A 24,712-nucleotide genomic window follows, 5' to 3' on the forward strand; every position below is an offset into this window, starting at 1 on the left:
CATTATTTCCGCCACCAGTAGCTAGGTGTTAAAGGGGGCTGATCGAGGTCGATGACCTGGCCGATCATGGGGGTAAGCATAGGCTGTTGTTGTCGTATTGCTTCCTTGGAAATACGTTCTAGAGGTTCATTCCAGGCATGATTGGCCAATACAAACTTGGACGAATGAACCGGAAATAGTAAGGAAGCTTTGAGATCATGTGCCGCTTGGACAACCTCCTCCGGCATCATGTGTATGTGTTTCCAACTGAGGTCATATTGGCCATTCTCCAATATAGCCAGGTCAAAAGGGCCCAATTGATTACCTATCTCTTTGAAGTGGTTATCGTAGCCGCTGTCCCCGCCTAAATAGAGCCGCATGGAAGGTGTTTGGAGCGCATAGGATGCCCATAATGTGTTGGCAGTAAATATGCTGCGGCCTGAAAAATGTCTGGCGGGCGCAACTGTTACACTGAAACCATCATCCAAGTTGATTTCGTCCCACCAATCTTTTTCGATGATCTGTTCAGGACGATATCCCCAATATTCAAGATGGGAGCCAACACCAAGACCAACAATGACTTTTCCAACCCGGGGTTGTAGTGCCTTTAACGTCTTATAATCCATGTGATCATAATGGTCATGTGATATAAATAGATAGTCGATCGGCGGTAGAGCAGATACGGTAGAGACATCGGCTCCTTTAAACGCTTTTACACTTCCTGGAATAGGGGAAGCACTGCCACTAAGGACAGGATCGACGAGTATGTTCTTACCATCGAGACGAAGGAAATAAGAGGAGTGACCAAACCAAACAAGCCCATGAGGCTGACTTAACAACTTTTCCCAGTCGATATCCACTGTTGGTATAGTGTATTTGGGACTTGTTTCGTTCGAGCGCTTAAAAAAATAATCGTATAGGGCTACGGTCCAGGGCTGCGTGAGCTGTGGTGTAGGGCTGCTATTCTGGAATTTTCCGTCTTTAAACTGTTTCGATAGCTGTATGCGTTGAAGTCTTTCACCCGAGGGTCTTTTGCCGAATTGTGGATGCATCATATATAGTCCGATAAGAGCGATGAGAACTGCCAGTCCTAAGATTGTTCTTTTCAAAAATAGAAGCCACTTCTTCCTGTTGTTTCTTGTTGCCATCTGCATATTGTATAGCAACAAAGATAAGACTGCTGAGACAGATCTATTTTTGCTGATAGCTCAAATTTATGTGCTGTATGGCTCATTTCGGCGGATTCATCCGATCCACAATATAAAGAAAGTCTTAAAGCCCATAAAAATTCTTCTTTTACGCTCGGGAGTTGGTTGGATTATAGTTGGCTGGATATTTAAAAAAAAGGGGGCTGTCCGATCTTTTTGGACGCCCCCTTTTTTTTACCCTTTGTAAGGTTTTTTAGCGGCTTCGATGAGCTCTTTCATTTCTAATTTAATGTAATCTACATTTGGGGTAGATCCCGTAAGAAAATAACGTATATTTCCTTCCTTATCAATAATAAATTTTGCTGGAATTCCTTTGACTCCAAATTTCGCGGCCATAACTTCTCCGGTTTGTGGATCTTTTTGATCGTCATAGAGCACTTCAAAAGGATAATTATTCTTGGTGATAAAGGATATCACATTTTCCTTATAGTTCTTATCACGCTCCCAGGTATTCATGAATAAGAATTGTACATCCTTATCATCTGCATAAGAGTCCTGTGCTGCCTTCATTCCTGGAAATGAACGGATACATGGCTGACACCAAGTTGCCCAAAAATCCAATACCACAACTTTTCCCTTTAAACTGGCTAGGGATACTTTTTCACCTTTAAGATTGAGTAATTCAAAATTAGGTGCAGGTTTAAAAGTTGCCATTTCTTTGATATGGTTGCGAATGTTTTGCGTTAACTCTATTTTTAAGGATGCATTAAAATTCTCGTAACCTTGAACAGATCCGTTCAATTCAGTATATAATTTCTTAAGATCATTTTCGACCGCAAATTGTCCTTTAGCATATAGCTTGGTGAGAATATTATATGCCTCAAGCTTTCTTCCTGTGCCCATTAAAGATTTGTAGTATACCATCGCTAGACCATCCGCTTGCTCTGGTGCTGCATTTAATGCATTTTCTATATAACCTAGCGCTTCAGTAAATTTTTTCTGTGAAACGAGTATATTGACATAAGCTGACATGGAGCTTGCATATCCCATGGCTGCAAACCGAGCCTTATTGTCTTTTTGATCCTCTGGAAGGGTTAAATAGTAATAACTATCATCCATAGCTGTTTTTAAGAGTGGTGCTGCAGTAGTCGTATCACCTGTCCTCAGGAGGATTTGACCAACAGGGATATATCCATTTCCGCGCCAGAATCGTTCTTTCATTTCTCCTAGATAATATACTGCTTTTTGTGCATTCCCATCGTTCGCGAAACTTTGTGCTAAATTAGCCAATACATAATCATAAGTCAGTGGTTCTTCCTTGAAGTTTTTAACTGGCCATTTTTTGATAAGGTCGTTATACGCTTTTTCTTTTTGTACTGGCGTACTTGCATTGTAAAAAATATCTGTGATAAAGGCATCACGGGTTAGTGATCCTTTTGGATATTTTTTCTTAGCCAGTACTTCTGCAGATGCCTGCAGATCTTCTTTCCCTAAAGAACGCAAAATGTTGATTGTAGTACGGTAGTCTTCTTCCGATTTATAAGTCTTTAATTCGCTCATTAATACATTAGCAAGCGAATCCTTTTGTACCAACGTACCTTTTTCTATAATGGGGAGATACTGTTGGTATTTGTTTTTTGCTGGTTGTTGTGCAAAAGATGCTGTTAGCGAAAACACCAATGCAGCCGTTAAGATTTTTGTTTTCATTTTTTGTCTGTATGATTTTTTAATTCATTAATCTTCGTATCCTGGATTCTGTGTCAGTTTATTGTTGATCAAAATCTGGGCTTGTGGAATAGGATACAAGACATCCGTAGCCTGCCAGTTTGATTTGATTGGAGACAATACAGCGGTAGCACGATCTGTCCGCTTGAGGTCGAGCCAACGATGGCCGAACTCACCGAAAAATTCGTGTAGGCGTTCCGTTTCAATTGCAGATAGTAATTGTGTTTGGTTTAAGCTTGAATTAAGTCCTGCAAGTCCAGCGCGAGAACGGACAGCATCCACATCTGTCCGGGCTTCAGCAAGTTTTCCCAGTTTAGCCCTCGCTTCCGCGCGAATAAGATACTGCTCGGCTAAGCGAAGCATAATATGGTATTCGGAACCTGTTCCCGAGGATATTTTATATTTGGTTATGGCATAATAGATTTTGTTGGAGACCGTTTTTGAACTTGTCCAATTTGTTTTTCTTAAGTCAACCGTCGGAGATGTCTCAAAGCTATTATACACAGCGTCCGGTAGAGTGTAGCCGGGTGTAGCTGTAGCCGCGGTAATATAATTGGAGCCAAATGTCGTTACTCCCGTTTGATTGCCAAGTTGAAGAATAACCTCATTACTTGAGTTTACAAAATTTTTATCTGGTGTCGGCATGCCATAATCAGATGACTGTAATACTTTGGTCGCATAAGATTCTGCATTTTGATAATCCTTTTGGTAGAGATAAACTCTTGCTAATAATGCGCTTGCAGCAGTTTTGTTAGCTCTTCCTCTAGGGCTTGCCGTTGCATCATAGGCCGTCGCCATCTTACTTTCCGCATCTTTTAGATCAGCAATAATCTGATCATATACTTGCTGTGCAGAAGTTCGCGGAAGAATTGCATCTTCAAAAGCGTGGAGGTCATCACGTAATTGCAATGGCACATCACCATAGAGGTTGACGAGATAGAAATAGGTATAAGCCCTAAAAAATTTCGCTTCGCCCAGGAGCTGATCTTTTACACTTGGGGTAAGGCTGGTGGATGCTTCGAGACCCGATATCGCATTGTTTGCATTCTTGATAAGTTGGTAGCAATTTGACCAGAAATTAGCGACATTCCCATTTGTGTTCAGCAGGTTATTGCTGGCGAATTCCGAGGTATTTGCATCAGCCGCATTGTATTGAAGGTCGTCTGCAGCGATTCCTGTATAAAAGGTTGAAGTCCCGGCGAGATTGATGCTTAATGTTGTGGTATACAATCCGCGTATGACACTATTTGCAGAAGCATCTGTGGAGAATGCTTCGCCAGCTACAACTTGTGTCGGTGGAGCGCCCAATTCCACAAATTTTTCGCAGGAGCTGGTCAAAAGAGTTCCACTGGTAATTGCTAATAATAGTATATTTTTATTGATGTTTAATTTCATGATCTCTCGTGTTAAAATTGACAGTTAAATCCAAATACAATCGTCCGCAATGGAGGCAATACCTGGGCAATCGTTCCCGTTCCTAAACCAGATGGACCGCCTTGAACGGTCGTTTCGGTATCCAGGACATATTTGTTCTTGGCCCATGTAAAGAGATTTTGCCCTTGCATAAATACATTACAATTAGACATTTTTAATTTCGAAGTCCAGCTTTTGGGCAGGTTGTAAGATAAATTGACAGACCTCAATTTAATATAGGAAGCATCCCCATAGACAGCATCAGAGCTGGTATATTGATTATAAGAGTTGCTTAATGCAACTCCATCAGCTGAAGATGCCGGTACTGTCGGGATAATTGCTCCCGGGATATTGGTATTGCTGTTATTTGGTGTCCATCTGTCCAACCAGTAATCATTTTGGTTGAGCATAGCACCAGGTCTTGTATTGAGGATTTTAGTTACTCCAAAGCGGTGGTTAAATTGAAAAAATACGCCAAGCTCGAAGCCTTTGTAGGAAAAGGTATTGTTAAATCCGCCATAGAAAGGTGTACCTAAGTTAGCAACGTATCGGTCATCGCCCGTTATAGCCCCATCGCTATTGCGATCTTCGTATAACGCTCTTCCTGTTGCGGGGTCTACACCTTGATAGTGATACAAACGGACCATATTGAGCGGCTCGCCAACTAGAAAGCTACTTGAATAAAATGTGTTTTCAATTCCAGGAAATTCGACAAGTTTGTTTTTATAAAACGTGAAATTAGCAGATGTTTTCCATGTAAAATTTTCATTTGTAATATTGGTGGTGTTCAACTCCAATTCCAAGCCTGTATTTTGGATCAATGCCGGTAGGTTTTCTTTGTAACTGTTGTAGCCCGTTTGAGTACTTAAAACTAAATCAGTTATCTGATCAGAAGAACGATTTCTGAAAAAGTTTCCAGTAAACAAAATTCGATCTTTCAAGAAACCTAGATCTAAAGCAAACTCCAGTTTTTTGGTTGTTTCCCACTTGATATATTCATTTGGAAGTGTTCCAATATTCATGGAAGGATTATTTAGATACGCGGTTGTTGAAGAGTAGAGTGGAAGATAAAGGTAATTTGAAATTTGATCATTACCTGTAGTTCCATAGCTCGCTCTCAATTTACCAAAACTTAAAAACGTTAGATTATCTTGTATAAAATCCTCTTTTCCAAAGACCCATCCTAGCCCTATTGCTCCAAAATTTCCGAATCGGTTTTTAGGTCCAAAACGAGATGAGCCATCTCTTCTAAAAGTTCCATTAAACAAATATTTCTCTTTCCAGTCGTAATTTACTTTTCCGAATAGTGCATTGTATTTGTAATATACGAGGTTATTGCTGGCAGTGAATAATCCTGCGGCACTGAGCGAACCTAAAAGTGCATCGTTTGAATAATTAGAACCATTGGTTGTCTGTGAACGGGATGAATTTTGCTGAAAACTTGTTCCAATTAATGCCGTAAATTTACCTTCGCCGATACTTTTTACATAATCCAATGTCGGTTCAATAATCCAATTTTCGGCCTTTGTATTAGAGAAACTAGAAGAACCAAGCGGGTTGGAAACGGTATTGTTTAAGGAAGTAATTGGCCGTTGATTATTTTGGTTCAACTGTGTGATGGTATAGCCAAAATTTGCTTTTGCTGTCAGCCCAGGTATAATTTTGTAACTCAGATTGGCATTTGAGATCAGATTATTGGTATTACCAAAGTATTTCCGTTCGAGCAAGGCGATTGGGTTGTCAATAAAAGCTGATGACGGTAACCAATAGTATTTTCCATTGTCACCATAGATTGGATAATTGGGGGGCAAATTGTAGAGAGATGTGACATCAGAGGAAGGCATATCCGAATTGTCGTTGGCATAGCTAACTGATAAAGCGGCATTGAATTTTTTGTCAGAAGAGGTGTGATCTAAGTTTAACCGTGAGGTAAAGCGACTGTTTTTGCTGTCTCCATAAAAAACAGTACTCTCGCGTCTATATCCCGAATTAAAGAAAAAACGGGTAGATTCGTTTCCACCAGACATATTCGCTTGAACGTCGGTAATATGTCCTTTGTTTCCAATCAGCATTTTCTGCCAATCTGTCGATTTGTTCTGATCCCATAACATAAGATCTGGAGCGTTATCGGCTGTAGGTGTAACTCCAGCATTAGCAAAAGCCTCTTTTCTTAGCGTGAGATATTGTTCTAGATTCAACATAGGGATAAAGTGGTTGACCTCCGTAAATCCGGTGTTAAAGTTTACACCAATGCGAGTACGACCTGCAGATCCTTTTTTTGTGGTGATCAATACGACACCATTTGCGCCCCGGCTACCATAGATCGCTGTAGCGTCTGCATCTTTCAAGACATCGATACGTTCAATATCAGCTGGATTAATCATGCTGAAGGGACTTAAGCCGCCTGAAGAAGCTGAGATACCAAATGAATTGAGGTTATCCGTTGCAGGTTGTCCGCCGTTAAAATTGGTAAATGGAACTCCATCAACCACGTATAGCGGTATTGAACCTGAGGTTGTTCCACTTAATGACGCCTGATTCCTAATCTGAATCTGAACAGCACTTCCGGGCACACCATTGTTTTGGGCGATCAATACACCGGACATTCTTCCCGATAGTGCGGCAAGGGGATTACTTACAGGTTGAGAGGTAATGTCCTTCGCTGTTATCGAAGCAACTGATCCCGTATTCAATCTACGTGTTGTAGTACCGTAGCCAATAACAACCACTTCTTCTAAGCTTCCTTCTTCCGGTTTCAGTTTAATAGGAGTAGAATTGGCAATAAGCTGCTTCGCAGTGATATCAACCTTCTGATAACCAATAAAAGAAAAAGTAATAATGACATCGTCATTTGGAATACGCAGTCCCCATTGTCCATTGACATCCGTTGCGGTACTCGTTTGCATATTGCGGTATTCTGCTTTTTGCCAGTCCTTTATGATAACAGATACTCCTGCCAAAGGCGTTCCATTTTCATTGACTACTTGGCCCGCAATGTGTTGCTGATCCTGTTTTTTTTCTTTTATAGCGATAATATCATTGTCCAATACTTCCCATGTTAGGTTGCTCCCGGCCAGAGACTGGGAAAGAAGATCTTTTACACTGATTTTCTTTCCAACAATATTGATTGTCGAGTTTGGGAGAGTCGATTTGCTAAAGAACATTTTGTATTTGCTCTTGTCATTGATTGTTTGAAATACATCTTCGAGTTTTCCTCCCTGAACGGAGACATCAATTTTTTCAGTTTGAGAATAGGCGAAGCTCTGTATATGCATGGCGCTAAGACAAATGAGCAGTAAAGCCAATCTCGACTCTTTTCTAAATTTGGGTTTTGTTTTGTTCATGTGAGTTATATAGGTTGATTGTTTTTAGAGTAGTTGTATTTGATTTTTCCCCGTTTTTTTAATTTGAAAGTAATTGACAGTTTGTAATGCTTTTAGGATATTTTCTAGTTGTTCGTTTTCGAATGTTGCTGAATAGCGTTGGTTAGCAACTGCTTTGTTTGTAATTTTAATTTCCACGCCATACATGCGTTCTAGTTTTAAGGCGATATCCAGTAATCTATCATCTTGAATGGTAATCCGATTTAATAACCATTCGGTTTCTAAAGCGGATCCGTCTTTTTCAGAGATGGAAAATGGCTGAATAGCTATTGCCATGGGAGCCGATGCGGTTTTAGTAGTTGTAGATGGGAATTCCTTTTCAACTCCATATACCTTTCTGATCACAAACTTTTCTTTGGGCTTTAATATAAATTTCTGATTGTCAGTTCCTTTTTTCCAAATGGATACTTTGCCACGTACCAAAGCTGTTTGGGCATTATTTTCTTCGGCATAATCGCGCACATTGAAAGCTGTTCCCAGTACGCTAATTTCCATTCTTGGTGTATGAATAAGGAAGGGCTTGGATGGATTTTTGGCGACATCGAAAAATGCTTCCCCAATCAAAGTAACTTCACGTGTGCTGGAATCTTTGAATGAGGCAGGATAGATTATTTTGCTCGAAGCATTAAGTGTAACTTTTGTACCATCTTCTAGAACAATTCGCTGCTGTTGTCCGTTTGTTAGCGTAATTTCTCGATTGTTTGGTTGCGCAATTTTGTAAAGATAAAGAGCTGTAAAAGCGATACAGAGGATAGCTGCAGCTGCTGCAATTCTAGGGAAATTGAATGTTTTCTGATTCCTCCGAGTCAGTTTCTTTATAATTCTGCCATGAATGCGTGCTTTGAGTGCTTTCTGTACATGATCGGGTAGTGTTTTGATTAAATTCGGTCGGGATGAAAATGAATCGAAAAAACGTTCCACGACGTCCATTTCTTCCGAATTGGCTTCGCCTTTTAAGTATTTGTCAATTAGCTTTTCGAGCTCTTGGTTAGGATATTGCATATGATTAGTACAATGTTCACTTAAATAGTGCCCCTAAAAGGAAAAAATGTACTAGTCTAAATTGGTGTTTATTTGTAACTTACTTATTTACAGTTGTATAAAATTATGAGTAGCGTCAAAAAATGTTGGATAACAAGTTTTTTTAATTTTTGAATTGATACTCCGAGGTGATTTTGAACTGTATTTTGGGAAGTTTCTGTCAAATCACTAATTTCTTTTGTGGTAAGTCCATCTAAGTATCTCATTTTAAAGATTTCTTTTCTTTTTTGTGGGAGATGGGCTACCCATTGTTCAATTAAAGATTTTAAATCCTTTTCGGCATACTGATCTCCTTCCAGAATTTCATAACTTCGATAAAGGTGATGATTTTCTTCGATAAGGATATTTCTGCGTTTGTTTTTCTTATAGGTTTCAAAGACTTTGTATTTCATGCATGCAATGAGGTAGGATTTCAGGTTGTGAATCTCTCTACTGGGACAGTGTTCCCAAAGTTCAATAAATACATCCTGAACAATCTCTTCACAGGAAGCTAAATCTTCGAGTCTTTTGTAAGATTCATCTAAAAGTAAAGACCAATATTTATCATACAAAATATTGAAAGCCTCTAAATCGCCTTCTCGGAGCCTAGCTAACAAGCTTGCATCATTATGAGCTGGATCTTTATCGTTTTTCATGATATGATAGTGTGAAGTTGAATTCCTTAGATTGGTAGGGTTGAGGAATGTAACTTTTTTTCAATATTACAGATTTTATTAAATAAGGTCAAGATCTGTAAGTATTTTTTATTTTTTGTGTTTAATCTTTTGAAATTCATTAAACATTTGACATCATCATTTGGGCTGATATTCATAAGAAATTGGTTTTTGAGCCGTAATTAACTCAAAATTAGGTTGAATAAAATTAAAATAGAATTCACTTCTAATTTTTCGAATAAATAGTCAAAAGTACATTTGTTTTTGGATGAGTACTGAAATTTATCTTGTTTTATACTTGCAGAGCCATAAAAAATTCGGTTTTTATTGTCAAGGTTTAATAATATTTTAAATTAATAAAAGACCCCTAATGTTGATTACATTAAATTAGAAATGCGTGAACTGATTGAATTTGCAAAAAAAGAGAAAAAAGGATAGTTGTCAGGATAGCAACAGATTTTGCTAAATCGTATCTTCGAAGGAGAGGATAAACCAGCGAAGCCCCGATATGTACTTTCGGGGCTTCGTTGTATAGGGCTTAGCTGTATAAGTCATCCAAGCAGGTCCCTTAATCCATCTGCTTAATTTGATCAGGATAGGGGATCTGCTGTCCCGTAGCTTTGTAGGTCGGCAACTGAGCCTTCCAAGTCCGGAGCTGATCCGAAAGTAATTTGCTGAGCTCGCTGGTTTTTCCTTTCATTTTTGGGGCAAGGTTGTTGAGTTCACCGATATCTTGCCGCAGGTTGTAAAGTTCAAGCTTCCCATTTTTCATGTCGTAAAGTAACTTATAATCTCCTTGTCTTATTGCCGAGAAAAAGTTGATTCCAGGGCCATCTGGCACTGTCCACTTGTTGGGGATATTCCATACCAATGGACGGCTGTTCCAATTGTCGGACCTATTACCTTCCATTAAGGGCAAAAGATTTTTTCCATCTGGTTTTTCCTGTACGAGCTGATAGCGATCTATTTTGGCTAAACTGAGAATCGTTGGAAAGAGATCTTCGACCATAACAGGGGTAGCATCTGTGCTTGCTGGGTGCTGTTTGGCCTGTTTGATCAACAGAGGAACCCGGATTCCACCTTCGTAAACCGACCCTTTCCCAGCTTTTAATGGTAGGTTCTGTGTATGGCTTGGTCCGGTGCGCATTGGGCTGAGGCTTAGTCCGCCATTGTCGCTAAGGAAAATAATGACGGTGTTATCGTACAGGTTTTTTTCTTTAAGAAATTGAACGATATCACCCATACTTTTGTCATAACCTTCGACCAGTGAAGCATAAGCTGCTTCAGTGGAATCTAAGCCGCGGTCGAGGTATTTTTGTACAAAACGTGGATCGGGTTGGATCGGGACATGCACCGCATAGTTGGAAAAATTAAGAAAAAAAGGCTCCTTACGGCGTATAGGCTCCTCCAGTGCCTTCAGCGCCTCTCGGGTTAAGGCTTCCGTTAAAAATGTGGATGTGCCATGGTATTCCATAAGATCGGGAACTGCCTGATACCCTGCTTTGCCAGGAAGGTTTCCGTAATTCTGCTCGCCATAGTAGTTTTGTGGGTGCCCAGCGGAGTGTCCTGCAATATTGACCATAAAACCCAAATTTAAAGGGCTGGCACCAGGTGTTCCGGCAGATCCCCAATGTGCTTTACCCACATGAATGGTATAGTAACCATTGGCCTTAAGGATGCTTGGAAATGGAGTAGCATATATCGTATGTGGTATATTGGGCACAGGGCTTAGTCCGTTGATATTCCAATCCGGTGGATTCAACAATTCATCTTTGCTATCGGTCGGGGTGTCAGCTTTGGGATGGGTCCAATTGGTGACACGATGATGAGCAGCATTTAAACCGGTCAGAAAGCTCACCCGGGAAGGTGTGCACACTGGTGTTGCATACGCATTGGTAAATTTAATGGCTTCTTTGGCCAATGTTTCCAGATAGGGGGTATGAAACTTTTCGTTGATCGGCGTTTTGACCTTGTAAAATGGTTCGGACATGTCCTGCCAACCGAGGTCGTCCACAAAAAACACGACAATATTGGGGCGTTCTGTTGTGGGACCAAGTTGTGCCTTGCTTTGGCTCTGCGCCTGCAGCAATAACCCCATATTTGTAAATAGGGTCGCTAATAGGATAAATTTGCTATTTTTCTTAGAAAGTATCATAAGCATTAAAAGTATGAATAATAGGTTGGCCAATGGCCTTATCTATTGTTAATTTAATTTGTGTACAGCGAATGGGGCCTTTCAATTGAATGATACATTTGTTACCAACGGACGAGCCCGTAAATAGTGTTTGCCATCCCTGCTTTGTTTTCGCAGTAATGTGGAAAGCACGTATACGTTGTCCTTGATCAAGGCTTTCTTCAATCATTAACTGGGTAACAGCTTTCGCCTTTTTAAAGCGAATAAGCTCTTGTTTTGGGTCTAGATCCTTTATAGGACTACCATATTGACGTTTGATCTCACTTCCAAGTTCTTCTAATCGCCGCCGATCTATTTGTGGTACAAGCCCCAAGGTGTCGGGTGTAACTCCTAAGATCAATGTTGCATTTCTGCCGACAGACTTTTGATACATATCCACAAGGTGGTTAAGAGAAAATACCGAATTTTCGTCATTTGGCTCCCAAAACCATTCGTGTCGACCGTTTGCTCCGCGGAGCGGGGCATCAGCCATTGCAGGCATAAAATAGGTTCCATCCGGATCACCGGTTTTTAAGAGTAAGAAATCGTTTGTGGAAATTGCCCTTGGACAACTCTCTCCTGCACCGGTATAAGGAAAAGGAAACATAGACCAGCATGGATAATGTACTGTTCCAGACTCGGAACCGCCCCATCTTGCCTCTGCCAGTTCGTCGTTATGATAGAAAAGGCAATTAGGTTGATATTTTTTTACAATTTGGAGCACATTGGGAGCACCTTTCTCAGGACTGCTGGCTCCACCATCAAACCAAATCTCAAACAGTGGACCGTACCATGTGCATAGCTCCTGTACCATTCCCTCTACCATTTTATTATAGTATTTTTGCCGTTCTATTTGCTGCTGTCCAGTACCGATTGCTTTAAAATCGTGAATACCAAGGTAAGCGTTCCAACGAATCCCTACATAAATACCTGGTTTTATCCCGTGTTTGATACAGGCTTTTATAAAATCACCAACAAGATCTTCTTTCCCGTTTTTCCACCCTAAAGCACTCGTGTTATAGGGATTGACTTTTGAGGGATAAAGGGCAAATCCAGTTTCATGAGTCGCGGTAATGAGTGCGAATTTAGCCCCGGCTAGTTTTGCGCTCAGCACCCATTGTTCGACATCCAGTTGTTGCGGCTGGAAAATGTGTATATCAGGAACAGGAACAATACGATTGTATTGCTGTTGATATGCCTTCCGGTCAAAGACATGCAGATCATAGTGAAAGATGATACCAAATTCGGCTCTCTGCCAAGCAAGCTGCTGTTTATTTGGGAGGGCGACAACTTGGGCATATATGCTTGGACAGGAAAGCCCAAGCATGATAATAAACAGCAATAAATCGTGGTATGGTTTAGTAACCCTCATTTTGCGTTAAATTTGGGTTTGCATCAATTTGTTGGAGCGGGATAGGATAAACGACCTGGTATTCTTTGGCTGCATAACCTCGCTCTTTGGCTGACTGGATAAATTTTCCATGTCGAATCAAGTCTTCGCGACGCAATCCTTCAGAAAAGAACTCTCGCCCACGTTCCGCCAGTAGAAAATCACGCAACAATAATTTGTTACTATAGTCTGCTAATTTGAGCAAAGTTGTATTAGCACGTTGACGAACCTGATTGATGAGGTCGATACTCTCTTGATTAGGACCATTTAGCTCATTAAGTGCTTCAGCACGACTTAAAAGAACATCGGCATAACGTATGTAGACAATATCGTTACCCATATTTTCGCCCACACCGTTTGGATCTGGCCAGTATTTGAAGCTTCGTACATCATTGAGGGCTTTACCATTGTTATCCTCGAGCAACTCCACATTTTTACCAGAGATATCAGTATAGTTTCGTATGAGAAGTTCACGTCTTTTATCGTTCGATTCAAAGGTTTTGTAAAATGCACTATAGGTACGGAATTGTGCACCAAAATTGACCCAGTTGGTGAGAATAGGGTAGTTTGGCGGGAAAGCATGTGCCATGTAGTTATTTTGATAGCCTGCCTGCGCGATACAAGGTGCCCTAAAGATGTATTCTTTATTGCTTTCACCTTCAATGGCAAAAAGCCGTGGATAATTACTATACAGTTCATATTGATGAAGGTCTATAATTTCCTGAGTGACATCGATCAGCTTTTTCCAATTTTTTTCTTTGAGATAAATCTTCATTAAATACCCAAGAGCGGCACCTTTTGTTGCCCTGCCTATTGGACTTTCTGTAAGCGGTAAATATTGTTTGGCAAATTCAAGATCACTGATGATATAGTTGACAAAGACATCTCGGTCGGCTCTTTTGGCATTTTTTCCAATTTCTTCGATCTCTTGCGGACTAGCGCCGGCAGGGATGTCAATCAGGGGGGTAGGGCCGAATAAATTATAGAGGAAATAATAAGATGATGAACGGATAAACTTGGCTTCGGCTTGTATTTTGTTGAGTTTGGCCGGGTCTAAGCCGTTGAGCTGATTGGATAGAATGATAACCGAATTTGCACTGGCAATGGCTTTATACATTTTCTCCCAGAATGAATTTAAAAAACTATTATTGACAGACCAATTAAACTGGATAAATGGAGCGGCATCTTTTTCGAGGCCACCACCCGTTTCAAAGGCAATATCTGTGTTGAACTCATTCATCATATAGGTATAGTTACGATGATCATAAGCAATAATACGGGATTGCGCATAAGCTCCTGTAAGCAGTGCATCAATGCCAGTCTCATCGGCCAAGAATTTGTTGGGGTCGTATTCTGTATATACTTCTTCTTTCAAAAATGAATTGCAGCCTATCGTCGATAGGGAAAGCAATAGTATGATGAGATATTTAAGTTTTAATGTTGTCATGTTAGTCGAATTTAGAGTGTAAGGTTTAATCCCAATCGAATCGTGCGTGCTAAGGGGTAGCTATTGTAGCTCACTTTGGAAACGGTATTGGTTCCTGTCGCACTTGCGTCAGGATCATAACCTTTATATTTGGTCCAAGTTGCCAAATTCTCTAGTGCCAGAAATATATTGACGCGATTGACTGATTTTCCATTCTTCAATACTTCGTAGTTTAAATTGATATTTTTGAGTCTTAAAAACGATGCATCTCTTACCGTCATTGAATTGATAATATAGTCGCCACCATAGGCTGTAGGGTTTACGCCGCTCGGATATTGATTAGTTGGGTTTTCTGGTGTCCACCTATTCAGGTAGTATTCGGATAACCTGTTGCGGTATTCGTTGGTAGGATAGAGGGTTTCGGTGATATTGGCGTCTAACATACTAATTCCGCCCACGTATTGAAGTAGGAAGTCCAGTGAAACATTTTTATACTTGAACGTATTGGAAAGGCTCAGATTGATGGAAGGAAAAGGTTTTCCTAAAATGGTTCGATCTTTTAAGTCTATTTTCCCATCTCGGTTCTGATCTTTAAAGCGAATATGCCCCGGCTTTGCTTCAGGTTGTGCTGAATTTTTTATCTCCGCATCGTTCTGAAATATTCCCTCCGTCTCATACCCATAGAAAGATAACATGGGTTGACCCCGTTCTACAAGTTGGTAGTTGGAGATAAAACTGGCAATAGATCCCGTAATAAGTTGTGGAATAAAATCTGGTAGTTCTTTGACTTCATTTTTTAGTAAGGCCAAATTAAATAGACTGTTCCATTGCCATTGATCACGAATAATATTTTTGCTGTTTAACTGAAAATCAATACCACGGTTTTCAACATTTCCAAAATTGACCATGTAGTTGCTAAAGCCCACCACTGAAGAAATGGGTTTACTGAATAGTTGATCCTTAGTGTTACGTTTGTAAGCGTCGACAGACCCCGTAATTCGCCCACGCAGAAGCTCAAAATCTAATCCTAGATTTATTTCTTCCGTAGATTCCCACCGTAGATTTTTATTAGGTAGTCTCGCAGGGACAACACCCTGATAAATCTTATCACCAAAGACAGCATTTCCCGACGCGACCAAGGTGTTGATTGTTTGGTAATTGTCTATTCCTTGGTTTCCTAATCGTCCATATCCAAATCTCAGTTTAAGCGTGGTACCATTTTCTTTCAAATGGGAAAGAAAATCTTCATCCGTTAATTTCCAGGCAAAAGCTCCGGACGGAAAAAATGCAAACTTGTTTTCTTCCGAAAAGCGCGATGTACCATCTGAACGCAAAGAGGCTGTAATAAAATAACGATCGTTAAAATTATAATTGATACGGCCTAATACACCATTGAGTCTGTTGCGGCTTTTACTAGAACTTACATTGTCGCCTTTATCACCATCTCCACTCTGTAAAAGGTTGTAAGAAGTGACGTCAGATAAAAATTTCATTGAACTGGCTCCCACGCCTTCACTTTGAAACTCTTCAAATGTTGTTCCCAATAAGAAAGCCAATTGATGTTTTCCAATTTTTTTATTGTAGTTGAGTAAAAACTCGCCCAACCATTGGTGGCCACTTGACGCATTTTTTGAACCCAATCCGCTATTGGCAAGACCGTTTATGGTCGATCGGTCCGTATAACTGGAGTTCATCATGTTGGCGGTACTTCCGCCAACACGTAATGTTGCTGTAAAATCGGTAAAAGGTTTAATTTCTGCGGTAATCAATCCATAAAATGTATTGGAGATATTTCTATTCTCCTTACCATTGATTAGGGCCAGTGGATTGTCTAAAGCGATAAAATTATTAAGGTAGTATCGACCATGTTCATTGACGTATGCCGGTAGCGTGGGGTCAAATTGCAATGCGCTATTGAGCGGGCCCGCGGCTTCATTCACTCCATTGGATGTATAGATTGCTTGCTGGTTACCACGGGTATAATTTCCGTTTATATTGAATTTTATATAATCCTTTGGTCGAAATTCCAGATTTGTTCTGAAATTAATTTTAGCGTAGCCCGAGTTTTTTACTAGACCATCTTGGTTGAAATAATTTAGAGCGGTATAGAAATTACTCTTATCCCCACCGCCGGAAAAGCTAAGTTGATGATTCTGTACGACCGCATTTTTTCTAAATATTTCATTCTGCCAATTGGTTCCTTCTCCCATGTTGTTGATCTGGTCTTCCGTAAAAATGGCGTCTTTGTTTGCGTCTTTTCGGATAGCATTCAGAACTTGCATGTACTGCTTTCCGTTAAGGACATCCAATTTTTTTGATACATTTTGAAACCCGATATAACTATCATATTTCGCTATAGCTGTGCCAGATTTTCCTTTTTTTGTTGTAATAAGCACTACACCGCTAGCCGCACGAGTACCATAAATAGCAGCTGCTGAGGCATCTTTTAAGATGTCTATTGATTCGATGTCATCCGGACTTAAACTACTAGGGTCGATACCAGGTAGCCCATCTACCACAATCAGAGCATCATTACTACTGTTAATGGAACCTGCACCCCTGACCTGTATTTTGGTTCCTGCCCCAGGTGCCGAATTGGTTTGACTGATGGTTACACCTGGTGCCTTACCATTGATCAACTGAAGGGCGTTGATATTGGATCCTTGTGTGAAATCCTTAGCTTGAACGGCAGAAATTGAACCTGTGAGGTCTGATTTTTTTTGAACACCATAGCCCACAACAACGACTTCCTCCATTTCATTGATTTGAGGCTCTAAAGTGATGACGAGCTGTTGGGACCGTTGGAAAGATATTGTTTTCTCTTTAAATCCAATAAAATTAATGCGAAGCTCACCACTGGGCGGAGTCTTGGCAAATTGAAAATCACCATGTTCGTCTGTTGCCACAGATTGTTCGGTACCGACGAGCAGAATAGTGGCTCCGGCAATAGGCTTTCCAGTATTGTCTTTTAATTTGCCCCGAAGATCCTGTTGAAATGTGTTGTCTTTTCCAGCTGTGGTTGAAGCAGAAGCATTGGGATGGATCAAAATTGCATTATTACGCACGCTATAGGTCAATTGCTGATCGGCGAGTAATATACGTAGTGCTTCGGCTAAAGGCTTGTTGGTAATGCTGAGATTCATTTTTTTGTCTTCATCAATTTGTTGAGAATTGTAAAGAAAGTCTGTGCCACTCTGTTTTCTAATCTTTGTTAAAATAGATTTGAAGCTTTCCCCTTTCACATGTAGCGAAATGTTTTGTCCATAACTATTTGCACTGACATGGAACGTGGCTATTACTAGAAACAGGATAATCAGTTTCATAAAAATCATAGTTTTTACGATAATCCTGGTCGTAGGATATCGAAATGAATAAGAAGTTTTATACATTTGAACTGGATAAATTGATTAATAATTTTCGTTTTGTTGGTCGTTATCTAACTGCGGGAGTGTTGGAGCACTTCCGTTTTTTTATTTAAAGTTTATTTATTGGTTACATAAATGCCTCCTTCTTTTATGTTGAATCTCAGGTTGGAAACTTCCTCTAGATTTTTGAGTAGATCACTTAGATCATTGGTGCGTCGATAGGTTCCTGAAAATCTATCCTCGCTTTGTGAGTTGATCTTAATAAATTTAACATCATACCAGTCTCTAATTTGTTCGGTTAATTGATAAATATCCACATTCTCGAATTTAAAATAACCTTGCTGCCATGCCAGGATATCCGTTGTATCTATTTCGGTTTTTTTAGGTGTTGCAGTTTCTCCGTATGCTTGCTGCCCAGGAGAAAGGTGGATCACAGTCTTTGGACTACTAACCTTTACTTTCCCTTCCAGTAATGAAATCCTTTCTATACTATTTGGGTAACTTTGGATATTAAAATGTGTTCCCAGCACCTTGGTAGTATAATGTAAACCTTGTACAGAGAAGGGCTGTCGATCGAGATGAGTGACCTCAAAATACCCTTCGCCGACTAATTGTACCTGACGTTCCATTTCATTAAAGCTTCTCGGAAACGTAATCTGTGAATTGCTATTGATCCATACTTTTGAACCGTCAGGTAGAACAAGTGCTTGTGTTTGCCCTTTTTGGGTTTGAATAGTCAATTTCGTGTTGTTGGCTAAAACATGTTTGTCGTCTTGTCGAAAAACAAGAGTGCCCGCTGAATCCTTGACAATCCCATAGGTTTTGAAATCGGATTGCTTCAATGGGATGTTGTTGCCGTTAGTATTGTTGCTGGCATAAATAAGACCGCTATGTTTTTTCAGAAAGATTTGATTTACTGTAGTGTCGTGTTGAGGGGTCTCATCCTTATTTTTGTCGGTAAGCGTAAATAAAAGTGCTGCAAGAGAAATTATACCAATGAAAATGGCTGCATAAGGAAGGAAGGTTTTCCAACGGCTATTTTTTATGGCACCGGTCTGATACGGGGTATCTTGAACTAAATGCGCGTGGATATTGGACCAAATCTTGTCTTTTTTATTTTTTTCTAGCGAGACTTCCTTGGAATATTTGAGGTAAAATTTGTCAAATTTAGCCAAAAGATCGGCACTAGGATTAGTGGTCAGTAGAACTATTAATTGTCGCTCCTGTTCTGGACTAAGCTTATTTTCTAGATAGTCTTTGACTAAGTTTTCAAACTCAGAATTGGTCATCATGATATTGGTCTTTATTATAAGAACAATATTGAGTTAGGCTAAGGACTAGTCGATGAAAAAAAAAGTAAAAAATAATAGGGGATAGATGATCGAAGAATCTCCTGGAGTACCCTTGAGTTCTTCTTTGATAAATTTTAAAGAAGACACCAAATGATTTTTTACGGTATTTGTCGAAATGGATAACTGTTGCGCTATTTCCTGATGTGATAGTCCCTCGAATCGACTCATACGAAATACGAGTTGCTGTTTTTTGGGTAGCTTTTGAACCAATTGTTCCAGTGCTTCGTTCACTTCTTTTTCCGCCAAAGGGTCTTGTTCAAAAATGCAATCATGAGATCCTTCGGAGCATAGGGGTTCGAAGAGGCTATGGTATCTTTTAAGCTGTTTGAGCCTATTGAAGCATTTATTTCGACTGATTACATAGATAAATGTTCGAATATTGCTGTCTATATCTATTTTTTCTCTTGAGTCCCAGAGCTGGAGAAAAGTATCCTGTACAATTTCTTCTGCAATGTGCTCATCCTTTAAAATATGAAGCGCAAATTGGTAAACCATTTGCGCATATTTATCATAAAGTACCCTTAGGGCAATTTGATTACCCCGAGATAATTTGTGCAATATGGCAATGTTGTCTTTCAAATGCTGTTCTAAATGTTGTGTATAGCGTGCCTAGATAACCCGACTATTACACCTGGTTAGATGTTTGCTTTATTGAACGTAAGCTATTCTTTACGAAATTCGGCTGTTACGAACTTCGCGAAGAATATACTAAGATAGTAAAATCTCTATTGATCCAAGGTTTGTAAATCACTTTGTTTGCCATTTACCGTATTGTTTGAAATACTGCTATTTGCGACACGTTCAAAAAATAAGGGCTTTTTATTCCAATGAAAAGCAGGATATTCCTTATTGGTCTTGATTTGGTTGTTGCGAAATACTAATCCATTGACTGATTTAGCATAAAGAATAGGCTTATCGAAGGTTTCAAAGCGGTTGCCTTCGATGACGATATGGCTATGGAAGTATTTCTGCTGATTTTTTAAATCCGGAATTTCTGGATAGATCGATATAATCGCATTGGTAAATTGGAACATATTGGTCAAGGCATTGATAAAAGTATTGTTCCGGATGCGAATATCGTGGCAGCTGCCAGTTTCATACCAACCATTGGCATCGCCACACAGGAGAATAGCTGTACCTGAAGTATGATCAAAGAGGTTGTTTTCTACCAGGGTCTTTTTGGGTGTACTGAATAAAGCACCTCGTGCTCTATTGTGGCGTATGGTATTGCCACTAAATAGTACACGTGGCGTCCACGTGAGGTTTTCGATGCCAATATCCATTTTTGTTGGGTCAATAGCTGGGTCCAAAGCATTACTTAAAGTAATCTTGAATTCGCGGATTGGGTCTGAGGCTTTCTCGCGTAAAACGCTAATGGATTGGATCTTATTTTTCTGGTCCCAGAGTTCCATTGTACTGGATCGGATAAATTGGACTGTATCCCCCTGGTAGCCCCAGTCAAATCCGTAGGATTGATCGTGCATATAACGACCGATCAATGTTTTGTCATCTAGTCGTTTGGTGATCTTCAGGTAGGTGCCATGGATATTGATGGCATCATCCATCATATTTTCATAAAGTCCATTCTTCGATACAATAACACCCTTGCAACCCGAAAAATGTGTTGCGTCGGCCTGAGCCGTAAAATAACGCGGATCCTGATCGCTGCGAAGTGCAATTCGGAAACCTTCCAATGTGATGTTGTCCGTTAATTGAGCTAACAAACCCATGCCTTCGGCGTAATGGACGGCGATATTTTCAAGCCGTATATTTTTTCCTTTATGGACAAATATGCCCGGATTGGGACGAAATCCAGCGCGCATGGCAACGACGGTACCCGGTATAAGCTTGCTGTTCTTCCATTGCTGCGCTTGAATGATACCTGGAGAGAGCTCCTTCACTTTGGTTGTGCCCACGAGAATATCGCTTGTATTATAGACAATGCGTTTGGTCTTTTCTTCAAAGGCAATCCCCGATGTCGGTCTCAGTTGCCAGCCTTCACCGGTATTGTAAAATATACTGTCTTTGATCGTATAGGTTACCCAAGGTGCAGTTTGATAAGTAATTGTACCGTTGATTGTATCGTTTTGTAAAATCTTGACCTGGCAGATCTGGGGACGCTCAAAATCGATGTGGATATTTTTCAAAGTGAGGTTTTTATTTTCAATCAATGCAATTGGTAACATGCGGCCATGATAGATAAAGTCTGATCCTTGTCCATCAATTGTGATATTGTCGCAATTTTCAAATGCCATACCTACGGTCTTGGGGTTGTCCTGATCGTGATTGGAGATGTAATATTCGCGGATTAGTGCCCCTTCTGGATGAAAGTCATAACGTCCCTTTTTGAATTTTAAAATAATAGGTTCTTTCTTGCCAGTCTTGCTGAAGATGGATTGAATAGCTTTATTGACCAATGCAGTACTATTGTTGCCCATGTTGGGAACAACACCATAGGTGGAAAGATCGATAATCTTCGTTGCGGACTGCGCAAGGCAGTTAAAATACATGAATGGTAGGAGAAGGATAAGCAAATAAGGTTTTAGGATGTTCATGATGTCCTGCTATTGATAAATTGGTTTATATCGCACAATTTCCCTATGGGATTTGGCTTGTCGAATATAGGGATAATCGCCCAACATCCAAATTAAGTCGTGAAGCGTAGCGTTTTTTTTACGCATGTGAAAACATGGTTTTACTCATAAATGGAAGCAAAATTCACGATGAAGAAGAAATTTGGTGCTAAGCAAAAGATCACTACACCCACAGAGGTAATAGTTGCAGAAATTTTAGATTTCTATTTAAAATTTTATATTTTTGAGATCAGGCTTAATCTAAATTGTGAAGAAAAAATCAAGACATCTTTTTCTGGTTTTCTGGTTTGTACTGATCTGTCAGATTGGATCGGCGCAATATGGGTTAGAATTTGCCAGCCACAACATGGAAGCCGATAAGCGGACTAGCCTGCAGATCGGTGCCAAGGAATCGATTTCTTTTCAACATAAACTGTCTGTTTCGTTCGATCTTTCCTTTTTGCCACTCCAACAGGATTATTTTGGTTATATCTTTCGACTGATTACGGATGATGGTGTCAATATCGATTTGATATACGATCGGCGGCTTGATCAGGACAAACATTTTAAATTGGTAGTGGGGGAGGACTTTACCCCGGTATCTTTCAATATCACAGCCTTACAGTTGTATTATAATTGGACGCCAATGCGCCTCGAGCTCGATATGGATAAAAAGGAGCTTTATTTTCAGGTTGGAACGGCCCGGTATTCCTATCGGCTCAATAAACAGTTTGCGCCTCAGTTTAAGCTCGTTTTTGGCGCAAATATGATGAAAAACTTCCAAACGATGGATGTTCCCCCCATGCGCTTAAAGGATATTCGAATTGCTGATAATGGTAAACTTAAATACTATTGGCCATTGGATGAGTCTTCAGGGACCAAGGGTTTAGATGAACAAAAAAAGAGCACAGCGGAAATCGGTAATCCGATCTGGATCAAACGGCAACGTAGTGAATGGAAAACACAGTCTTCTTTTACACTGGAAGGACAAGCTAGTGTGGCCTTTGACAAAAATGAAGAAACACTGTTTTTTGTTGGAAATAAGCGTTTAATGATCAGTAAAATTGGTGGTAGTGACTTACGTTCGCAGGAATATGCGGATGGCAAGCTTTTGCTTGTTAATGGTAGCCAATCGCTTTTTGATCCGATCAAAAAGAACGTCCTGAATATCTCCATCGACCAAAAAATCGTTGCTGCTTATGATTCCACCAGTCGAACATGGAATAAACAATTTGATTTTCCTGCTGTAGGCACAAACTATTGGCTGTTCAACAAATATTTTAATTCGTCCGACACGAGTATCTATATGATCGGGGGCTATGGACATTTTAAATACAAAGCGGGCGTATTGCGTTATCATCTGCCCACACAATCTTGGGATAGCATTCCTTTTACAGGTGATGAAATTTTTCCGCATTATCTTGCGGGAATGGGGCAGGGAAAAGATGGTGTATACCTGGCCGGTGGTTATGGCAGTTCCACAGGAGATCAAATGTTGAATCCCCGCATTTCAAATGATTTTCTTAAGCTTGATTTTAAAAACCGCAAGTCTCTAAAAGTTTACGAATTTTCATCTGCATTCGCCGATATGGTATGGGCCAATAGTTTGGTCGTTGAAGATAGTAGTGGACTGTTTTATGGATTGATTTTTCCGAACAATAAATTCAAAACACATTTACAACTGGTGGCAGGCAGCCTCAAAGGTACACAATACCAGTTTCTGGGAAGCAGCATACCCTTCGATTTTCATGACATCCGTTCTTTTGCCGATCTCTATTATGCGCCGAAATCTAAGTCCTTCGTTGCAGTTACCTTGTTTTATGATGACAAGACCGATCTGACTAAGGCAACGATTTATACTTTGCTGGCCCCCCCTTTACCGTCTGAACAGGGTATAATGCCTTTGGCTAAGCCTGCGCTGCTTAAATACAGCCTTTATGCCCTCGCTATAATGGGATTATCGCTCTTGATCTGGTGGTATCGAAAAAGAAGCAAGCAAAAAAAACAAACGATTTCCGTCATAGAAACCGATAAAATAGGAGAGCCGCACCTACAAGCAGCTCCCTTGAAGGAGACTGAACAAGATAAGAGCGGGCAATTGGTAGATCTTCCGCAACCCAAGAAAGTGGCCAAGGGATTTGAAACCCGACATGGCGCCGGAATCTACCTTTTCGGCGGCGACTTACAGATTGTGGATCTTGCTGGAAAAGAAATCACAAAGAAGTTTTCGCCATTGCTTAAAGAAATGCTGCTGATTTTTATTCTCTATACCGTACGATGGGAGCGGGGAATTAGCTCAGAGAAGTTGACTGAGCTATTTTGGTCCGATAAGAGCCAGTCCAGTGCGCGTAATAATCGATCAGTGAACATCGCTAAGCTCAATAGTTTACTCGAGCAATTGGGTGATTTTAGGGTGACCAAAAAAAGTGGTTACTGGTGCATTGAGCCAATGGATACAGTATATATCGATTACCTCCGCTTCAGCAGGATGGTATCCAATAAAAAATATTTTACAGAAACTGAAATTAGAGAATTACTCGATATAATTGACAAAGGTGGCTTCCTTTTCGAAGTGGACTATGAGTGGCTCGATAATTTTAAAAGTGAAATGTCTATTCTGGTGCTCACAACTTTGGGCAATTTTATTGAAAATCTGAATGTGCAGGATAATGCTGAACTGATTATTGAGATCTGCAATAAGATATTCTATTTTGATGAAATCAATGAGGAGGCGATGGTTCATAAATGTCGTTCCTTGTTACAGCTGGGCTATCACAGCCTAGCCTTACAGTGCTATGAGAATTTCTGTCAGATCTACGCTCGTTTATATGGTGAAGCTTACCCCAAAAGTTTTAAAGACTGTCTAGATTAAGAAAAAATATTTAAAATTTTAATGTATTGATATACAGTTGTTAATATTGTTTTTGGATACCTGTTAATCTTCTGTTAATCTTCTATTATACCCCTCGCCAATATATTCGTTTTCATACTTAATAACCAATCAAATGAAAGCGAAAAATTATCTTCAGCTCTTCCCTAGGGAATAGCGGTAATGGACTGTTTGTAGCAAACAGGTCCTCCCTAAATACAT

The 24,712-nt window shown here is 40.0% G+C and carries 14 protein-coding genes; 1 reads left to right on the forward strand and 13 read right to left on the reverse strand.

The features are described from left to right. Window positions 1-2 precede the first annotated feature (2 nt). The 13 genes from ACHWSC_RS17405 to ACHWSC_RS17465 form a co-directional block, all read right to left on the reverse strand. The gene (locus ACHWSC_RS17405) at window positions 3-1,127 is read right to left on the reverse strand and encodes an MBL fold metallo-hydrolase (RefSeq protein WP_075994680.1); all 1,125 of its coding nucleotides are present in this window, start codon (window positions 1,125-1,127) and stop codon (window positions 3-5) included. 234 nt (window positions 1,128-1,361) lie between these two features. Continuing rightward, window positions 1,362-2,834: a redoxin domain-containing protein gene (locus ACHWSC_RS17410; RefSeq protein ID WP_394677605.1), complete on the reverse strand. Its 1,473-nt coding sequence runs from the start codon at window positions 2,832-2,834 to the stop codon at window positions 1,362-1,364. Window positions 2,835-2,861: 27 nt separating this feature from the next. Next, window positions 2,862-4,247 carry a RagB/SusD family nutrient uptake outer membrane protein gene (locus ACHWSC_RS17415; protein ID WP_394677606.1) on the reverse strand — a complete coding sequence of 462 codons (1,386 nt, stop codon included), beginning with the start codon at window positions 4,245-4,247 and terminating at the stop codon, window positions 2,862-2,864. Window positions 4,248-4,258: 11 nt separating this feature from the next. Continuing rightward, window positions 4,259-7,609 carry a SusC/RagA family TonB-linked outer membrane protein gene (locus ACHWSC_RS17420; RefSeq protein ID WP_394677607.1) on the reverse strand — a complete coding sequence of 1,117 codons (3,351 nt, stop codon included), beginning with the start codon at window positions 7,607-7,609 and terminating at the stop codon, window positions 4,259-4,261. A 24-nt stretch (window positions 7,610-7,633) separates the two neighbouring features. Beyond that, window positions 7,634-8,650 carry a FecR family protein gene (locus ACHWSC_RS17425; protein ID WP_075991592.1) on the reverse strand — a complete coding sequence of 339 codons (1,017 nt, stop codon included), beginning with the start codon at window positions 8,648-8,650 and terminating at the stop codon, window positions 7,634-7,636. A gap of 83 nt (window positions 8,651-8,733) precedes the next feature. Then, window positions 8,734-9,324, reverse strand: a complete 591-nt coding sequence (locus tag ACHWSC_RS17430) for an RNA polymerase sigma factor (protein WP_075991593.1) — start codon at window positions 9,322-9,324, stop codon at window positions 8,734-8,736. Window positions 9,325-9,910: 586 nt separating this feature from the next. Further along, window positions 9,911-11,497: a sulfatase gene (locus ACHWSC_RS17435; RefSeq protein ID WP_394677608.1), complete on the reverse strand. Its 1,587-nt coding sequence runs from the start codon at window positions 11,495-11,497 to the stop codon at window positions 9,911-9,913. Next, window positions 11,484-12,887 (reverse strand): alpha-L-fucosidase, encoded by a 1,404-nt coding sequence (locus tag ACHWSC_RS17440; RefSeq protein WP_394677609.1) that lies wholly within the window; start codon window positions 12,885-12,887, stop codon window positions 11,484-11,486. The genes ACHWSC_RS17435 and ACHWSC_RS17440 overlap by 14 nt, the downstream gene beginning before the upstream one ends. Beyond that, window positions 12,874-14,352: a RagB/SusD family nutrient uptake outer membrane protein gene (locus tag ACHWSC_RS17445; RefSeq protein ID WP_394677610.1), complete on the reverse strand. Its 1,479-nt coding sequence runs from the start codon at window positions 14,350-14,352 to the stop codon at window positions 12,874-12,876. The genes ACHWSC_RS17440 and ACHWSC_RS17445 overlap by 14 nt, the downstream gene beginning before the upstream one ends. Before the next feature lie 11 nt (window positions 14,353-14,363). After that, on the reverse strand, window positions 14,364-17,654 hold the full coding sequence (locus ACHWSC_RS17450) for a TonB-dependent receptor (protein WP_394677611.1): 3,291 nt from the start codon (window positions 17,652-17,654) through the stop codon (window positions 14,364-14,366). Window positions 17,655-17,812: 158 nt separating this feature from the next. Continuing rightward, window positions 17,813-18,988 carry a FecR family protein gene (locus tag ACHWSC_RS17455; RefSeq protein WP_394677612.1) on the reverse strand — a complete coding sequence of 392 codons (1,176 nt, stop codon included), beginning with the start codon at window positions 18,986-18,988 and terminating at the stop codon, window positions 17,813-17,815. 45 nt (window positions 18,989-19,033) lie between these two features. Beyond that, a complete protein-coding gene (locus ACHWSC_RS17460) occupies window positions 19,034-19,627 on the reverse strand; it encodes an RNA polymerase sigma-70 factor (RefSeq protein WP_333888539.1) in 594 nt (197 codons plus the stop codon). A gap of 146 nt (window positions 19,628-19,773) precedes the next feature. Further along, complete coding sequence (locus ACHWSC_RS17465; protein ID WP_394677613.1) at window positions 19,774-21,603, reverse strand: right-handed parallel beta-helix repeat-containing protein; 1,830 nt, start codon at window positions 21,601-21,603, stop codon at window positions 19,774-19,776. A gap of 286 nt (window positions 21,604-21,889) precedes the next feature. On the opposite strand from ACHWSC_RS17465, the gene ACHWSC_RS17470 reads away from it, so the two are divergent. Continuing rightward, window positions 21,890-24,493 carry a hypothetical protein gene (locus ACHWSC_RS17470; RefSeq protein WP_394677614.1) on the forward strand — a complete coding sequence of 868 codons (2,604 nt, stop codon included), beginning with the start codon at window positions 21,890-21,892 and terminating at the stop codon, window positions 24,491-24,493. Window positions 24,494-24,712: the final 219 nt, after the last annotated feature.

This window comes from uncultured Sphingobacterium sp. (assembly GCF_964277905.1).
GTDB lineage: Bacteria > Bacteroidota > Bacteroidia > Sphingobacteriales > Sphingobacteriaceae > Sphingobacterium > Sphingobacterium siyangense.

Bases quoted from the DNA above. Each gene is read 5' to 3' on its own strand.
- ACHWSC_RS17405 (WP_075994680.1), bottom strand. From the start codon at position 1,127: ATGGCAACAAGAAACAACAGGAAGAAGTGGCTTCTATTTTTGAAAAGA.
- ACHWSC_RS17410 (WP_394677605.1), bottom strand. From the start codon at position 2,834: ATGAAAACAAAAATCTTAACGGCTGCATTGGTGTTTTCGCTAACAGCA.
- ACHWSC_RS17415 (WP_394677606.1), bottom strand. From the start codon at position 4,247: ATGAAATTAAACATCAATAAAAATATACTATTATTAGCAATTACCAGT.
- ACHWSC_RS17420 (WP_394677607.1), bottom strand. From the start codon at position 7,609: ATGAACAAAACAAAACCCAAATTTAGAAAAGAGTCGAGATTGGCTTTA.
- ACHWSC_RS17425 (WP_075991592.1), bottom strand. From the start codon at position 8,650: ATGCAATATCCTAACCAAGAGCTCGAAAAGCTAATTGACAAATACTTA.
- ACHWSC_RS17430 (WP_075991593.1), bottom strand. From the start codon at position 9,324: ATGAAAAACGATAAAGATCCAGCTCATAATGATGCAAGCTTGTTAGCT.
- ACHWSC_RS17435 (WP_394677608.1), bottom strand. From the start codon at position 11,497: ATGATACTTTCTAAGAAAAATAGCAAATTTATCCTATTAGCGACCCTA.
- ACHWSC_RS17440 (WP_394677609.1), bottom strand. From the start codon at position 12,887: ATGAGGGTTACTAAACCATACCACGATTTATTGCTGTTTATTATCATG.
- ACHWSC_RS17445 (WP_394677610.1), bottom strand. From the start codon at position 14,352: ATGACAACATTAAAACTTAAATATCTCATCATACTATTGCTTTCCCTA.
- ACHWSC_RS17450 (WP_394677611.1), bottom strand. From the start codon at position 17,654: ATGAAACTGATTATCCTGTTTCTAGTAATAGCCACGTTCCATGTCAGT.
- ACHWSC_RS17455 (WP_394677612.1), bottom strand. From the start codon at position 18,988: ATGATGACCAATTCTGAGTTTGAAAACTTAGTCAAAGACTATCTAGAA.
- ACHWSC_RS17465 (WP_394677613.1), bottom strand. From the start codon at position 21,603: ATGAACATCCTAAAACCTTATTTGCTTATCCTTCTCCTACCATTCATG.